This is a genomic window from Halopenitus sp. POP-27, from assembly GCF_029889855.1.
Taxonomy (GTDB): domain Archaea; phylum Halobacteriota; class Halobacteria; order Halobacteriales; family Haloferacaceae; genus Halopenitus; species Halopenitus malekzadehii.
In genome coordinates this window covers 45,561-59,658 of the sequence record NZ_JARANU010000006.1, presented here as the reverse complement: position 1 = coordinate 59,658, position 14,098 = coordinate 45,561, and the positions used below count along the sequence as shown (strand labels likewise).

Below are 14,098 nucleotides of genomic sequence, written 5' to 3'. Positions count from 1 at the left end.
CCCCGAACACGGAACTGTACCGATCGACGCGTTCAAAGGCTCGCCACCGAAACCACGGCGTGATGACCCTCTCCGTGACGGATACCCTGCGGGACGAGCGCGTGGCGTTCACGGCCGACGGCGACGAGGTATCGCTGTACGTCTGCGGGTTGACCGTCTCGGACGACCCGCACCTCGGTCACGCTCGGCTGTGGGTCCACGCCGACGTTCTCCATCGGTGGCTCGATCACCTCGGCTACGACGTCCGCCACGTCGAGAACGTCACCGACGTCAACGAGAAGATCACCGCCAGAGTCGGCGAACGCGAGGACTGGCACGCCGAGCCCGACGTCGCCGAGACGTTCACCGCCGAGATCTTCGAGGCGATGCGCGGGCTCAACCTGCGTCGCGCCGAGGTGTATCCCCGCGTCTCCGGGCATATCCCCGAGATCATCGACCTCGTCGAGTCGATCGTCGAGGCGGGGTACGCCTACGAGTCGAACGGCTCGGTCTACTTCGACGTCACCGCCTTCGAGAACTACGGCGCGCTCTCGAACCAGGAGGTCGCCGAACTCGAGGCACAGGGCGAGCCCGACGAGCGCTCCGAGAAGCGGCACCCGGCCGATTTCGCCCTCTGGAAGGCCGGCGGCGTGAGCGAGGCCGCCGTCGAGGAACACCGGAAACACGACCACGACGGCGCCCTTCCGGACGGGGAAACCTGGAACTCCCCCTGGGGCGAGGGGCGTCCGGGCTGGCACGTCGAGTGTTCCGCGATGTCGATGACCCACCTCGGCGACACCCTGGACGTCCATATGGGCGGTCGGGACCTCGTCTTCCCCCATCACGAGAACGAGATCGCCCAGTCGGAGGCGGCCACCGGCGAGACGTTCGCCCGCTACTGGCTCCACGCCGGGCTGCTCTCGATGGAGGGCGAGAAGATGTCCTCCTCGATCGGCAACTTCTGGACCGTGCCCGACGCCCTTGAGGAGCTCGGCGTCAACGTCCTCCGGACGTTCTACGCCGGGGCGGCCTATCGGTCCGAGCAGGCGCTCACCGACGAGACGATCGCCGAGGCCGAGGAGCGATGGGACCGACTCTCGCGCACCTACGACCGGGCGGTCGACGCCGTCGACTCCGTCGACGCCCACACGAAGGCGGCCGATGAGTCCCTCCGATCGGCGGTCGAGACGGCACGGGACGACTTCGCGGCCGCGATGAACGACGACCTCAACGTCCGGGAGGCGACCGCCGCGCTGTTGGCGCTCACCGACGCTGTCAACCGCCATCTCGACGACGCGGCGGCGGAGACGTCAGCTGGCGGCCCCGAATACGACTACCGCGGCCTCCGGCGAGCCGTCGAAACGTTCGAGGAGTTGGGTGAGGACGTTCTGGGGCTCCGGTTCGACGCCGCCGGTCCCGGTGTCGGGGACGGCGAGGTCACGCTGGCGGACGACCTCGTGGACCTCGTCCTCGACCTCCGCGAGGCGGCCCGCGAGGCGGGCGAGTACGAGCGGGCGGACGAACTGCGCGACGCGCTCGAGGACGTCGGCGTCGTCGTCGAGGACGGTCCCGAGGGACCGACCTATCGGTTCGAGTGACGTCGGGAGTCGGGGCTTGAGCGACTGTCGGCGTCTCCAACGGTAAGCCGCGATCGAACCGCCCGACAACTACTTTCTCACGGATGCCCTATCCGGGACGAACGGGAATGCTCTCGATCCGATCACGAACGGGCGCGTGGACGCACCGGATCCGGTCGGGGCTCCACGACGCGTTCGCCGAGACGCACACGCCGCGGGAGATCGCCGGCAGCTTTTCGTTCGGCGTGTTCGTCACGATGCTGCCAACGCTCGGCGTCGGGCTCCTCCTGTTCGCCCTCCTCGTGTGGCTGTTCGACGGGGTCAGCAAGCTCGCGTTCGTCGCCGCCGTGCTGCTCGTCAATCCCCTCGTCAAATCCGGGGTCTACGTCGTTAGCTTCGCGATCGGCGTCATCGTGCTCGGCCCGATCGAGGGCGCCAATGTCGGGACCATCGGCGTCGCCGCGCTCTCGTCTTCGGCCGGTCGCGAGATCGCGGTCCGGCTGCTCGTGGGGAACGTGATCCTCTCGGTCGCGACGATCGTGCCGAGCTACGTGATCTGCTTCCGGCTCGTCGAGGCCTACCGCGCCCGCGACGTCGCGATCGTCGAGGAGATCGAGTCCGTCGTCGCCCCCGAGGCCGACCCCGAGTGAACGACCATCGCTCGTTCGGCGTCGGTCATCGACGTCGACGATCGGTCCGGGCCGGAGGCGTCGTCGGGGGCATCCCCTTCGTCCGCCTCCTCAGCAGCCCCCTACTCCGACGTCGAGTGCTCCCGGCGCGGCAATCCCCAGTTCGATCGACACGGGACGGTTCCATCTCGGTCGCGTCGGCGTAGCCTTTTAAACTCGCCGCGCATACGGCCGACGATGAGCGGTAAGCCCACCGTCGGCGAGTACATGACGCGCGACGTCAAGACCGTCGCGCCCGACGACACGGTCGCGGAGGTCGCACAACGGATCATCGATTCCGACGGACACAACGGCTTTCCGGTCACCGAGGGGCGAACGGTGCAGGGGTTCGTCTCGGCTCGGGACCTCCTGTTGGCCGATGAGGAGGCCCAGATATTCACCGTGATGACCGAGGACCTGGTGGTCTCGCACCCCGATATGAAGATCACCGACGTCGCCCGCGTGATCCTCCGGTCGGGGATCCAGAAGCTGCCGGTCGTCGACGACGCCGGCAATCTCGTTGGCATCATCTCGAACACGGACGTCGTCCGGTCGCAGATCGAGCGGGCCACGCCCCAGAAGGTCGGGAAGCTGATGCGGACGCTCGAACAGATCCATGGCGTCGGCGTCGAGGAGGAGCGACGAACCGTCCAGCTCGACCGACTCACGCCGACGCAGGTGCGGGTGTACGCGGACGAGCTCGAGGGGCGGGAGTACGAGCTCGAGAACGGGCTCGCCGAGCCGCTCGTGGTCATCGACAACGACGGGGAGCTCTACCTCGCCGACGGCCACCACCGTGTGATGGCCGCCGAGTCGATCGGCCTGACGGAGATGGACGCCTACGTGGTCGTTCTCGACGAACCGGTCGAACTCGGGATGGCCGAGACCGCCAGCGAGGAGGGGCTCGACTCGCTGTCCGACATCGAGGTCGTCGATTACGCCCGCCATCCGCTCGTCGAGACGACCGAGCGGCTACAGTAGCGGTCGAACGACGCCGTTTCAGCTCGGCCGGTCGAACGCCTCGCGCCAGTCGTCGACCAGTTCGTCCGCGGCCGCCTCGTCGGCGACCGACTCGCGCCGATACGTCCGCCCCTCCGGCGCCTGTTCGAGCCGATCGACGCGGACGACGTAGCCCTCGTCGTCGCCGCGGTCGCGTTTGCGGATCGAGGCGAGGCCGTCCGATCGTTCCCACTCGGTGATGCCGTCCCGGTCGCGGCGAACGCGCCAACTCATACCTCACCGACGGCGCGGGACGAGCTAAAAGGACGCGGTCACGATCGCGGCGTGGACCGGCGGCATCGTTCGTCGACCGCCGCCGATCGACGGCAACCGGCAGCAACGCCGACACTAACGAACCGACCGACGACGGATCCACGTCCTTTTAGGCGCGCCCTTTTAACGTGGTCGTATGAGTTTCGAGAAGGACGACACCGTCGTGCTGTCGGACAAACACAGCGAATACGACGGCGAGGTCGGCACGATCACCCAGAAGATGGACACGATGTTCGGCGACGCCACCTACACCGTGAGCTTCGAGGACGGCCAGGAGACCGGCGTTCCGGCGGACGCGCTCGAGGCGGCCGACGAGGCGGCTCCCGAGGACGACGCCGACGCCGCCGAAAACGCCGACGAGGAGTAACGCGACGCCACGATGGCCCGGGTCCCGCTTCATTACGTCGAGCTCCGGACGTTCTGTTACGCCACCGAGGACGAGAAGCGTGTCACGGCGGCGCTCGAGACGTTTCTCCCCGAGGACACGGCGATCGACCGCGTCGAGAACGTCGGTCATCACGGCGACCGGATCGTGGTGCTGTCCGCCCGGGTCGAAACGGCCGACGAGATGCGGCACGTGCTCGATCGCCTCGCGGACCTCGAGGCCATCGACCGGGTGATCGACGAACTCGGCGAGCGCGTCGACGAGAACTGCTCGCTGTTCCTCCGGCTGGACAAACAGGCGGCGTTCCGCGACGACGTCCGGCTCGGCGACGGGATCACCCTCCGCGGAAAGGTCGAGGCCTATCCGGCGAAACGGGAGGCGGCCGTCGAGAACGCCCGCGAGCTGCTCGAACGACACCGCGACGACGGCGTCTGAGCGCTCTGTCACCGTCCATTGACCGTCGTCTCTCCGGGTGTACTCTCATTCTCGCCGTCTTCCGTTATGCGGCGGACCGTTCGGACGCCGAGGAACCGCGGAACGCGATCGACGTAGCGGTCGTACGCCTCGCCGAAGGCGGCACGCAGGTGCGGTTCCTCCGCCCGCGGCAGGAGGAGCACCCACCCGACGTGTACCGCGGCGAGCACCGCAACAAGCGCCGCGTCCGCGGCCACAGCGAATCCCGTCACGCCGACGATCATCCCGACGTACTGCGGGTTTCGCGTGTACCCGTACGGACCGTCCGTATAGAGATCGCCGGTGACACCCATCGTCTCCGCCGAGCGCATCGTTCGAGCGCCCCACACGAAGATGGCGGTCCCACAGAGCGCGAGCACGCCGCCCGTGACCGTCACGAGGCGAGGCAGTCCCCACGTCCCCCACTCGAGGACGGCGGTGGCGACGAACGACACGTCGAAGACCGTGACGAACGTCCAGTGGCAGTAGTACGCCGGCGTACGGTCGCCCGGCGGCCACCACTCCCGGTCGGTCAGCAACGAAGCGAGCACGATCACGTAGACGCCCAGGGCCGACACGAGGCCGGTCCCGAACCCGAGCGCAGTCGGCGTCATTCCGAGGTCCAATAGCGTCATACACGGTCGATCGTGACGCGCCCGACGGGCGAGAGTACTGCCTCACAGCTGCGGCGACTATTTATATATAGATCGGGGACGCGGGATCGAATATGCGATACGCCCGCGTTCGGATCCACCACGACCCGGGAACGCGTCACCCGATGCACGCCTTCGAGATGGATCACGACCGGATCGAGCGTGCCGAACTTCGACACTGGAACGCGCTGCTTGACGGAACGAACGCCTTCGTCTTCCGGGTCGTCGGCGATCCCGACCCATTCAGGGCGAGGCTTGGAGCCCGCAAATCGACGATCGACTACGCGATCACCCCGGCACGGAACGGCGTGTTCCACTGCTGTGTCCGCGACGAGGCGACCGCGACCGACGAGGACTACATCGCCGCGTTCGCACGGGGAACGCTGGTCGTCGTTCCGCCGGTCCGATTCAACTCCGACGGCACGACCGATCTCACGATCGTGGGAACCGCGACGGACGTAGCCGCCGCCGTCGAGGACCTGCCTGAGGGAATGCGTGCGACCGTCCGATCGGTCGGTCCCTACGAGCGCTACGCTGACCCCGCAGCGACGTCGACCGAAGGTCCCACGACGGGACGGCTCACGGAGCGACAACGCACGGCCGTCGCCGCCGCGGTCGAACACGGCTACTACGAGTCGCCACGAGCTGGGACGGTGGCGGACGTCGCCGACGAGCTCGGGGTGTCGACGGGGACGGCGGCGGAACACCTCAGAAAGGCCGAAGCAACCGTGATGGGTCAGATCGTCGATCCGTAACGACAGTCTGGCTGCAAGCAGGCGATACGACAAACGGCCGTCGCGATCAGTACCCGAGCGACTCTCGCACCAGCACGACGGTGGTTCGCCCCTCAGCCATCTCCCGTCGGAAGATCAGCTGCTTGGCGATCGCGGAGCCGACGCCGTAGGCGTCGTTCGCACGCTCGTTCTCGAGCGGGTACGCGACCGACTCGAGCCGGTCGAGTGCGTCCTCGAGCGTTGGGACGACCTTGTTCACGCCGCTGACGATGAGCACGTTTCCGGCGGCGAAGGGGTACGCGCCGATGCGGCTGCCTGACTGGTCGGCCGCGACCAGTTCGCCGCTGGCGGCGACGGCGTTGATGCCGCCGAGGAAGTAGTCGGCCGTCTGCGCCTCCCGACGGGCCGTCTGCCGGGCTGCGTCGTCGTCGATGCTCTGGATCTCCTCGGGCAGACTCTCCCACTCGTGGTCGCCCGCGGAGAGGTACTCCATGAAACCGATCTCCTCGAGCGTCGTCGAGTGGCCGTTCATCACCGACGCGCCGGCGGGAATCCGGTCCTGAATCGTCTCGAGCGCCTCGTCGGCGGAGTCAACCACGACGACGTCGAACCCGTTCGCCTCCAGGTTCGAAACCGCCTCGGAAACGGTCTCCTCGTCGGGATGGGTGTCGAGCGATGTGTCGATCTCGGCGTCGTCGATGTAGTCGGCTTTGGTCTGTGACATCGGGTGGTGTCACGTAGCGTCGCCACCCACTTAACGACGCGCGGACGCCGGGATCAGCCGGTGACACCGGTGTTACTGGCCGTCGCACGTCACCGGCTGAACGGCACTACGCCTCGAGCCCTGACTGAATCGCGCTACTCCTCGGGCCACTTGATCGAACAGCCGCGCGAGGGACGATCGGGGATCGAGACGTCCTCACCCGCGAGGATCTCGTCGATCGCCTGCCGGGCGTACGACTCGGTGGGTTCGTCGTCCGGATTGAGCGCGTCGTCGAGTCGGCCGTGGTAGGCCAGCCGCCAGGCGTCGTCCGCCTCGTCGCGTCGAAAGAGGAAGGGGTCGGGGGTACAGACCGCGCCGTAGGCGTCCGCGACCGACCCGTCCGCGTCCCGGAGGTACGCGTCGTAGGCGATCGTCCCGTCGGCGACGAGCTCCCGCATTTGCTCGAGGGAGTCATCGGGGTACTCCGCGTCGTCGTTCGGATTAATCCCCACGACGGCGACGTCGTCGTAATCGTCGGCGATCGCGTTCAGCGGATCGAATTTCGCCTGCGCGTACGGGCAGTGGTTACACGTGAACACGATCAACAGCGCGTCGACGTCGAAGTCCTCCAACCGATATCGATCCCCGTCGGCGCCCGGAAGATCGAAGGCGGGCGCGGCGTCGCCACGATCCAGCTCGGAGTCGGATTCCATCGCGACCATATCCGTTCTTGGCCCGCGAGGCCGATAAGCGACCGGGTCCCGGCGAGTTCCCAGCACGGCTCGTCCAACCGGTGCGGTTCACGGTGTCAACGTCGTGTGGTTCCAGATGCCACTGGTCGTGTGGGTCCAGATGCCACTGGTCGTCGATGTCACGAGTCGTCGTCTTTATGGTGGTCGTGGCGACACCAACGTGCAGGTTGCCCGGGGGATCACGGGCGAGACGACGCCAGGAGACCACGACCACCATATCAAGGAGACCACCAACATGAGTGACCCAACCGACGACGTGACGACGGTCGACGACGGCGCCGCCGCGGACGGCGGCACGAGCGCCACTCCCGAGGGCGGACGGGCCAACGAGCGCGAGGCCGCCTCCTTCGTGGAGTACGGGATCGAGGACAAACCGCCCGCGGGGGAGTCGTTCTTCCTCGGGATCCAGCATTACCTGACGATGGTCGGCGCGAACATCGCGGTCCCGCTCGTGCTCATCAACGCGATGGGGCCGAGCGAGACACAGGCGATGACGCTCATCGGGACGTTCTTCGTCGTCTCGGGCGTCGCGACCCTCCTCCAGACGACGATCGGGAACCGCTACCCGCTCGTGCAGGGGGCGTCCTTCGCGCTGCTGGCGCCCGCCCTCACGATCGTGGGTGCCGTCGGTGGCCCCTTCGATCTGGCGATGCGGGAGCTGCAAGGAGCGATCATCGCCGCCGCCGCGATACAGGTTCTGATCGGCTACTCGGGGCTGATGGGCCGCCTCAAGCGGTATCTCTCGCCGGTCGTCGTCGCGCCGGTGATCGCGCTCATCGGCCTGTCGCTGTTCAGCACGCCACAGATCGTGATGCCCCAACAGAACTGGTGGCTGCTCGGGCTCACGCTCGTCTGTATCGTCGGGTTCTCACAGTATCTCGACGCCTACAGTCGCTATGCACGGCTGTTTCCGGTTCTCCTCGGGATCGTGACCGCATATCTGGTCGCCGTGGGGCTGTCGGTGGCGGGTATCTACGCCCCCGGCCAGGTCGGGTACGTCGCTCCCTCGGCGGCGCTCGATGCCCCGATCGTGCTTTCGATCACCCCGCTCCAGTGGGGCGTTCCGGCGTTCACGCCGGCCTACATCGTGGGGATGTTCGCGGGCGTGGTCGCCTCGATGATCGAAAGCTACGGCGACTACTTCGCCGTGGCACGGCTTGCGGGTGTCGGCGCCCCATCCCGGAAGCGGATCGACCACGGAATCGGGATGGAAGGCATCGGCAACGTCTTCGCCGGCCTGATGGGCACCGGCAACGGATCGACGTCCTACTCCGAGAACATCGGCGCGATCGGCATCACCGGCGTCGCCTCCCGACAGGTCGTCCAGGTCGGCGCGGTCGTGATGCTCGTCGTCGGCTTCTTCGGCCCGTTCAGCCAACTCATCGTGACCATCCCCGATCCGATCATCGGGGGCCTGTTCATCGCGATGTTCGGGCAGATCGCCGCGGTCGGCCTTTCGAACCTCAAGTACGTTGACCTCGACGCCCAGCGAAACGTCTTCACGATCGGCCTCGCGCTGTTCGCCGGGCTCGCGATCCCGGCGTACTTCGGCGGCCTCGAGGGCGTCACAGCCTTCCGTGACGGAATGAGCCAGGTCGCCGTTCTCGGCCCGATCCTCGGCACGCAGATCGTCGCCGACACCGTCTTCGTCATCGGGCAAACGGGGATGGCCGTCGGCGGCATCGTCGCCCTCCTGCTCGACAACACGATTCCGGGCACCCGCGAGGAACGTGGGCTCGACCAGTGGGAGGCGATCTCCGAGGAGGAACACGAGTTCCAGACCGTCCTCGAGCGCTACACGGAGTAGGCCCCGATGGGCGCCGCGAACGCGACCGGAGACGACGTGGATGGTGACGCGCCCGTGGGTGACGTGCGTTCGGCCGCGACGCTCGCGGGCGACGATCGGGTTCGCTACCGTGGCGACGATCGGTTCGGCGGCACACTCTGCGTGACTGACCGGCGGATCGTGATCGGCGACGTCGATGGGGTCGGTGACGACGGCGCAAGCGACGATCGCAGGACTGTCGATGGACACGCGATCCCCCTGCAGGCGATCGAGGAGGTGACCTACCGATCGACCGACTGGTTCACGCTGCTTTTGGGAGTCGGGATCGTCGCGTTCGGGCTGGCGTCGATCTCCCGAAGTCGGCTCGGTGCCGCCGCCTTCGTCGTCGTCGGTCTGGGCAGTCTGGTCGTCACGTGGCGGCGGCGCGGCCGCGTTCGGATCCATACCCACGGTCGCCCGAAACCGGTCACCGTCCATCCGGTCGATCCAGACGCGTTTCTGGCTGCGGTCGATGCGTCGCTGGAGTCGGTTCGGTCGGGGTAGTTCACGGTTCGGTCGGAGCAGTTCACGCGTCGATCGGCGAGAGGTCGGCCGCCTTCGCGCGAGCCTGTGACACGATCGCAGGCTTGGCCTCGAACGCGACGGTGACGTGGTCGTCGCCGTAGGACTCCTCCTCGACGTGGCCGTGGTCGTGGATCCAGGAGACGACGCTCATCGTGTCGTCGGTCATCGGGAGCAACAGCCGCTCGTGTTTCCAGTCGGGGAGTTCGTCCTCGACGCGGTCGCGGAGGGTCGCGATCCCCTCGCCCTCGCGGGCGGAGACGACGACGGGATTCGGCGCGAGCCCCGAGAGGGCGGCGCGTTTCTCGGCGATCGCCTCCGCATCGAGGCGGTCGGCCTTGTTGAAGACCGTCACGATCGGCGCCTCGTTGCGCTCGTGGAGCGTGTCGTGACAGGTCACCAGTTTCTCGCGCATCTCTCTGACCGGCTCGCTGGCGTCGACGACGAGCAGGACGAGATCGGCCCGATAGACCGAATCCAGCGTCGACTCGAACGACTCCACCAGCCAGTGGGGGAGATCCGAGACGAACCCGACGGTGTCGGTGAGGAGGACCTCCCGCGTGTCCAGCTGCGCCCGTCGGGTCGTCGTCCCGAGCGTGGTGAAGAGCATGTCCTCCGACTCCGCCGTCGTCTCGAGGTCCGGGTGGCGGTCGGCGTTCTCCGCGACGTCGAGGTCGGCGGCGAGCTGCCGGAGCAGCGTCGACTTCCCGGCGTTGGTGTATCCCGCCAGCGCGACGAGGTCGAAGCCGGATTCGCGACGCTTTTCCCGGCGCGTCTGTTCCTTCTCGGCGATCGACGCCAGCTCGTCGCGGATGTCCGAGATACGGCGTTTGATGTCCCGCTCGACGCTCTCGTCGTACTCGCCGAGCCCCATGAACCCGGGCCGCTCGTCGCGCTTGGCGAGGCTGGCTTTGGCCTCCGCACGCGGGAGCTCGTAGCGCAGTTCCGCCAGTTCGACCTGCAGTTGTGCCTTTCGGGTCCGTGCGCGCTCGCCGAAGATCTCGAGGATGAGCGTGAAGCGATCGACGACCGCGACGTCGTCGGGAAGCTTCCCGCCGATGTTGAACGTCTGATACGGGCCCAGGTCGTTGTCGACGATCACGCAGTCGGCGTCGGTCTCGACGACGAGCGCGGCCAGCTCCTCGACCTTCCCCTCGCCGAACATGTAGGCGGCGTCCTCCTCACGCGTCTGCGTGAGCCGACCGACGACCTCGTAATCGACGGCGTTGGCGAGCTGTTCGATCTCCTCGAGGTCCCCGTCGCCCGACTCGACGCGTTTGGCGACGACCGCCCGCCGGCTTGGGCCGTCGGTCGTCGACTGCTCGCCGCTCATCGGTCGTGACCGCGAACCGCGGACGTGGCGTGGTGTGCTCCCTGCACTGTTTCGAGTTCGGCTACGTCCTCGACGTATTTAAACACCGGCTGGCCGCGCTCGCCGGTGGGTCCGGAGATCACAGATCGTAGGCCTCGATGAGGACGCCGCTTCCGATCGTCGCAAGGACGCCGACGAGGACACCCGAACCGAGTGCGAGCCTGGGGTCCCCGTTCCACAGGAGGACGGCGACGAATGCGGCCATCCCGGCCGCGTTACCGAGCAGCAACCGAAGCGTTCGCGAGCCGCTCGATCGGAGGGGCGGGTCGTCGGCCGAACGGGGATCGGGATCCATCTCGGCACGCCGTTTCCCCTCCCGGAGCAAAGCCGCTTCGCTTGGCAGCGACACCGGGAGTCTGTTTCCGGCCCGCACACCAGGTGTCCGTTTCCGGCCCGCGTTCCGATCGGCTTCGATCGGGGCCAGCCACCGCCATCGTTCGGCGGTCGGTATCAACGGGCAAAAGACCCTGGCCCTCTTGGATAGGTATATGAAACCCAACCAGATCGACTTCACCGTCGATTTCGCCTACGGGGTGCTGCTCTTTCTTGCGATCGTACTCATCGTCACGGTCGGGACCGGCGTCGGCATCGCGTTCGGTCTCGGCGCGCTCGTCTCCTACGTGATCCACGTCGGCTGGAAGATGTCCCGGTTCGACCCCAAGTGGATGACCGAGGAGGTCACCGAACAGATCGAGGAAACGATCACCGAGGAAGTGACCGAAAGCGTCGGCGAGAAGGTCTCCGAGGACGTCTCGGAGAACGTCGAACGAACCGTCGCTGAAACGGTCAGTAAGGACGTCGGTGAGCAGGTGACCGCGGAAGTGACCGAGGAGGTTACACAGAGCGTCGAACAGAAGGTGACCAAGGAGGTGACCGAGAACGTCGAGGAGGCCCTCTCCGGGGAGATCGACTCGATCATCACCCAGCTCGAGGAGGTCAACGACCGGATCGAACGGCGACCGAGCCGAACCGAACTGGACGCCACGGAGGAGCCGAACGCCGGCGATCGGGGGCGGTACGAGACGGTGGCCACCGATGCGGGTGATGGGTCGGACGCGGCTAGCCGGAACGGCACTGCCGAGGAGGACTGGGCAGTTGACGCCGACGAGCGGACGGCTGACGAGACGGACGGCGATGCCGACGCTGCGGCTGACGAGACGGCTGAGGACACCGCCGACGCTGCGGCTGACGAGACGGCTGACGATGAGACGGATGATGACGGAGAGTCCAGCACATCACGATCGACGGCGACCACCCGGGAACAGACCGACTGATGGTGGCTGATCCGCTGATCGTCGTCGGCCTCCTCGTCGCGCTGTTCGTCGGGTTCAACATCGGCGGCTCGACGACCGGCCCCGCCTTCGGACCCGCAGTGGGTGCGGGCGTGATCTCGAAGCTGCTGGCCGGCGCGTTGATGTCGGTGTTCTTCTTCGGCGGCGCCTGGACGATCGGACGTCGCGTCGTCGACACGCTCGGACGCGAGCTTCTGTTCGATGCCGGCGTCTTCACGATCGAGACGAGCATCGTCGTCCTGTTCTTCATCGGCGGCGCGCTCTTCGTCGGGAACTACACCGGGGTTCCGGCCTCGACGTCGATGACCGCCGTCGGCGCGATCGCCGGGCTGGGCGTGGCGACCGGCGAGTTGAACTGGGCCGTGATGGGCGAGATCGCCGTCTGGTGGATCGTCGCGCCCCTCGTGGGGTTCTGGGTCTCGGTGATGATCGGCCGATACATCTACCCGACGATCAACCGCTGGGTCGCGATCACGACGAGCGACGGATCCCTGATCCAGCTGGATCAGTCGGGGGCGGTTCCGGTTCCCCGCCCCGGACCGAACACCACGCGGCGCGAGTTCGTGGGGACGATCGTGCTCGTCTCCATCAGTTGTCTGATGGCGTTCTCCTCGGGGACCTCCAACATCGCGAACGCGATCGCCCCGCTGTACGGCGCCGGCGTGGAACTGAACCTGCTGTTGCTTCTCGGTTCGGGCGCGGTCGCGTTGGGCGCGCTCACGATCGCGCGCCGCACGCTTGACACGCTCGGCAACAACCTCACCGACTTACCGCTCACGGCGGCGATCGTCGTCGCCCTCGTCTCGTCGGGGATCGTCATCGGCCTGTCGGCGATCGGCATCCCGGCCTCGTTCGTGATCATCGCGACGATGTCGATCGTGGGGCTCGGGTGGGGACGCGCCACCCGAACGACGACGCTCTCGGATAGCATCCGCGGCGAGGAGGAGACCACGGTGTCCGTGGGCGCGCTCGCCGCCGAGGAGCCCGGCGAGGAGGCACCGACTCTCGGCGAGGAGAGCCCGGCGGACATTCCGAGCGCCGCCGACCTCTTCGACCCGACCACCACCGGCCGCGTCATCCTGATGCAGAACCTCGTTCCGGTCCTCTCGACCGGCGGGGCGTACCTGACGTTCTGGCTGCTCTTTCGGTTCGTCTGGTGATCCGACTGCTCCGTCGCTCCCGTCCCGCTAGTCGTCGCGGTTCGTCCCGTTCCGCTAGTCGTCGCGGTTCGTCCCGTTCCGCTAGTCGTCGCGGTTCGTCCCGTTCCGCTAGTCGTCGCGATCCTGCCCGTCGCGATCCTGCCCGCCGCCATCGGCTCTGAGCCGCCAGAGCGCGTGTGTGACCGCCGGGAGATCGTGTCCGGTTTCCGCGGCGATCTCCAGACACGCCGATCGGTAGCGGCGGTAGTCGTCGACGTCGAGCGGATCGGGATACGGTTCCGCGATCGCGCCGCACTCCCGAAGTGCCCGCCACTCGCGTTCGCTCACGACCGGACACGACTCGGGATCGAGGAACGCGAGGAACGCCGAGGCGACCCCGACGTCGACCCCCTCGAGCGCGGTGAGCTCCGTGGTCGCGCCCGCCACATCCTCGTCCTCGATGCGGTCTGCCGCGGTGGTGATGGCCGCGATCACGTCGTCGAAGGGATTCGACTCGAACCGCTCCTCGACCGCGCGGCGCTTCCGATCCGGGTACGCGCCGAGGTGCCGCCGGAAGTACCATCGGACCATCCACTCCGCGTCCCGCCGGCCGAACTCGCCGGCCCGAAGCGCGTCGGGCAGCGTCTCACGCTGTTCCTGTTCCACCGCGTAGATCGGTTCCGTCTCCCGATACGCCGCGGAGAGATCCGCGATCGTGTCGGCGGTGAGTTCGGGGTCGGTGGTGGCGTCGGTCATCTCGCGTGTTGCTTCG

At 67.3% G+C, this 14,098-nt stretch carries 17 protein-coding genes; 10 read left to right on the top strand and 7 right to left on the bottom strand.

All coding sequences use genetic code 11. The features are described from left to right. Positions 1-62 precede the first annotated feature (62 nt). The 3 genes from cysS (at position 63) to OQF70_RS05485 (ending at position 3,205) form a co-directional block, all read left to right on the top strand. A complete protein-coding gene (gene cysS, locus OQF70_RS05495; protein WP_280536341.1) occupies positions 63-1,577 on the top strand; it encodes a cysteine--tRNA ligase in 1,515 nt (504 codons plus the stop codon). Between the two features lie 107 nt (positions 1,578-1,684). Continuing rightward, positions 1,685-2,206 carry a DUF2062 domain-containing protein gene (locus OQF70_RS05490; protein WP_280536340.1) on the top strand — a complete coding sequence of 174 codons (522 nt, stop codon included), beginning with the start codon at positions 1,685-1,687 and terminating at the stop codon, positions 2,204-2,206. A gap of 216 nt (positions 2,207-2,422) precedes the next feature. Then, positions 2,423-3,205, top strand: coding sequence for a CBS domain-containing protein (locus tag OQF70_RS05485; RefSeq protein WP_280536338.1), 783 nt, complete (start codon positions 2,423-2,425; stop codon positions 3,203-3,205). Between the two features lie 18 nt (positions 3,206-3,223). On the opposite strand, the gene OQF70_RS05480 is transcribed toward OQF70_RS05485, so the two are convergent. Continuing rightward, the gene (locus OQF70_RS05480) at positions 3,224-3,457 is read right to left on the bottom strand and encodes a hypothetical protein (RefSeq protein WP_280536336.1); all 234 of its coding nucleotides are present in this window, start codon (positions 3,455-3,457) and stop codon (positions 3,224-3,226) included. A 175-nt stretch (positions 3,458-3,632) separates the two neighbouring features. Here OQF70_RS05480 and OQF70_RS05475 point away from each other — a divergent pair, with 175 nt between their 5' ends. After that, positions 3,633-3,863 carry a DUF1918 domain-containing protein gene (locus OQF70_RS05475; protein WP_280536335.1) on the top strand — a complete coding sequence of 77 codons (231 nt, stop codon included), beginning with the start codon at positions 3,633-3,635 and terminating at the stop codon, positions 3,861-3,863. A gap of 12 nt (positions 3,864-3,875) precedes the next feature. Beyond that, positions 3,876-4,316, top strand: a complete 441-nt coding sequence (locus OQF70_RS05470) for an RNA-binding protein (RefSeq protein ID WP_280536334.1) — start codon at positions 3,876-3,878, stop codon at positions 4,314-4,316. 8 nt (positions 4,317-4,324) lie between these two features. On the opposite strand, the gene OQF70_RS05465 is transcribed toward OQF70_RS05470, so the two are convergent. Beyond that, positions 4,325-4,969, bottom strand: a complete 645-nt coding sequence (locus tag OQF70_RS05465) for an isoprenylcysteine carboxylmethyltransferase family protein (RefSeq protein WP_280536333.1) — start codon at positions 4,967-4,969, stop codon at positions 4,325-4,327. A 92-nt stretch (positions 4,970-5,061) separates the two neighbouring features. On the opposite strand from OQF70_RS05465, the gene OQF70_RS05460 reads away from it, so the two are divergent. Beyond that, a complete protein-coding gene (locus OQF70_RS05460) occupies positions 5,062-5,742 on the top strand; it encodes a helix-turn-helix domain-containing protein (RefSeq protein ID WP_280536332.1) in 681 nt (226 codons plus the stop codon). A gap of 46 nt (positions 5,743-5,788) precedes the next feature. On the opposite strand, the gene OQF70_RS05455 is transcribed toward OQF70_RS05460, so the two are convergent. Then, positions 5,789-6,445: a lactate utilization protein gene (locus tag OQF70_RS05455; protein ID WP_280536331.1), complete on the bottom strand. Its 657-nt coding sequence runs from the start codon at positions 6,443-6,445 to the stop codon at positions 5,789-5,791. 134 nt (positions 6,446-6,579) lie between these two features. Beyond that, positions 6,580-7,146, bottom strand: coding sequence for a thioredoxin family protein (locus OQF70_RS05450; RefSeq protein ID WP_280536330.1), 567 nt, complete (start codon positions 7,144-7,146; stop codon positions 6,580-6,582). A gap of 106 nt (positions 7,147-7,252) precedes the next feature. Here OQF70_RS05450 and OQF70_RS05445 point away from each other — a divergent pair, with 106 nt between their 5' ends. Continuing rightward, positions 7,253-8,983, top strand: a complete 1,731-nt coding sequence (locus tag OQF70_RS05445) for a solute carrier family 23 protein (RefSeq protein WP_280536328.1) — start codon at positions 7,253-7,255, stop codon at positions 8,981-8,983. 6 nt (positions 8,984-8,989) lie between these two features. Next, positions 8,990-9,505, top strand: coding sequence for a hypothetical protein (locus tag OQF70_RS05440; protein ID WP_280536327.1), 516 nt, complete (start codon positions 8,990-8,992; stop codon positions 9,503-9,505). Between the two features lie 22 nt (positions 9,506-9,527). Here OQF70_RS05440 and hflX read toward each other — a convergent pair whose 3' ends face one another. Together hflX and OQF70_RS05430 are read right to left on the bottom strand one after the other, a co-directional pair. Next, entirely contained in the window at positions 9,528-10,856 is a 1,329-nt protein-coding gene (hflX, locus tag OQF70_RS05435; RefSeq protein ID WP_280536326.1) for a GTPase HflX, read from the bottom strand. Positions 10,857-10,974: 118 nt separating this feature from the next. After that, a complete protein-coding gene (locus OQF70_RS05430; protein WP_280536325.1) occupies positions 10,975-11,190 on the bottom strand; it encodes a hypothetical protein in 216 nt (71 codons plus the stop codon). A gap of 193 nt (positions 11,191-11,383) precedes the next feature. Here OQF70_RS05430 and OQF70_RS05425 point away from each other — a divergent pair, with 193 nt between their 5' ends. After that, positions 11,384-12,169 carry a hypothetical protein gene (locus tag OQF70_RS05425; RefSeq protein ID WP_280536324.1) on the top strand — a complete coding sequence of 262 codons (786 nt, stop codon included), beginning with the start codon at positions 11,384-11,386 and terminating at the stop codon, positions 12,167-12,169. Between the two features lie 2 nt (positions 12,170-12,171). Continuing rightward, positions 12,172-13,347 carry an inorganic phosphate transporter gene (locus OQF70_RS05420; protein ID WP_280536415.1) on the top strand — a complete coding sequence of 392 codons (1,176 nt, stop codon included), beginning with the start codon at positions 12,172-12,174 and terminating at the stop codon, positions 13,345-13,347. Between the two features lie 108 nt (positions 13,348-13,455). Here the strand turns inward: OQF70_RS05420 and OQF70_RS05415 are convergent, their stop codons facing one another. Continuing rightward, positions 13,456-14,082 carry a hypothetical protein gene (locus OQF70_RS05415; RefSeq protein WP_280536323.1) on the bottom strand — a complete coding sequence of 209 codons (627 nt, stop codon included), beginning with the start codon at positions 14,080-14,082 and terminating at the stop codon, positions 13,456-13,458. Between the last annotated feature and the right edge of the window lie 16 nt (positions 14,083-14,098).

Coding starts and splice junctions, on each gene's coding strand:
- OQF70_RS05475 (WP_280536335.1), top strand. CDS start 3,633: ATGAGTTTCGAGAAGGACGACACCGTCGTGCTGTCGGACAAACACAGC.
- OQF70_RS05465 (WP_280536333.1), bottom strand. CDS start 4,969: ATGACGCTATTGGACCTCGGAATGACGCCGACTGCGCTCGGGTTCGGG.
- OQF70_RS05430 (WP_280536325.1), bottom strand. CDS start 11,190: ATGGATCCCGATCCCCGTTCGGCCGACGACCCGCCCCTCCGATCGAGC.
- OQF70_RS05485 (WP_280536338.1), top strand. CDS start 2,423: ATGAGCGGTAAGCCCACCGTCGGCGAGTACATGACGCGCGACGTCAAG.
- OQF70_RS05470 (WP_280536334.1), top strand. CDS start 3,876: ATGGCCCGGGTCCCGCTTCATTACGTCGAGCTCCGGACGTTCTGTTAC.
- OQF70_RS05445 (WP_280536328.1), top strand. CDS start 7,253: ATGCCACTGGTCGTGTGGGTCCAGATGCCACTGGTCGTCGATGTCACG.
- hflX (WP_280536326.1), bottom strand. CDS start 10,856: ATGAGCGGCGAGCAGTCGACGACCGACGGCCCAAGCCGGCGGGCGGTC.
- OQF70_RS05450 (WP_280536330.1), bottom strand. CDS start 7,146: ATGGTCGCGATGGAATCCGACTCCGAGCTGGATCGTGGCGACGCCGCG.
- OQF70_RS05425 (WP_280536324.1), top strand. CDS start 11,384: ATGAAACCCAACCAGATCGACTTCACCGTCGATTTCGCCTACGGGGTG.
- OQF70_RS05460 (WP_280536332.1), top strand. CDS start 5,062: ATGCGATACGCCCGCGTTCGGATCCACCACGACCCGGGAACGCGTCAC.
- OQF70_RS05415 (WP_280536323.1), bottom strand. CDS start 14,082: ATGACCGACGCCACCACCGACCCCGAACTCACCGCCGACACGATCGCG.
- OQF70_RS05490 (WP_280536340.1), top strand. CDS start 1,685: ATGCTCTCGATCCGATCACGAACGGGCGCGTGGACGCACCGGATCCGG.
- cysS (WP_280536341.1), top strand. CDS start 63: ATGACCCTCTCCGTGACGGATACCCTGCGGGACGAGCGCGTGGCGTTC.
- OQF70_RS05480 (WP_280536336.1), bottom strand. CDS start 3,457: ATGAGTTGGCGCGTTCGCCGCGACCGGGACGGCATCACCGAGTGGGAA.
- OQF70_RS05455 (WP_280536331.1), bottom strand. CDS start 6,445: ATGTCACAGACCAAAGCCGACTACATCGACGACGCCGAGATCGACACA.
- OQF70_RS05440 (WP_280536327.1), top strand. CDS start 8,990: ATGGGCGCCGCGAACGCGACCGGAGACGACGTGGATGGTGACGCGCCC.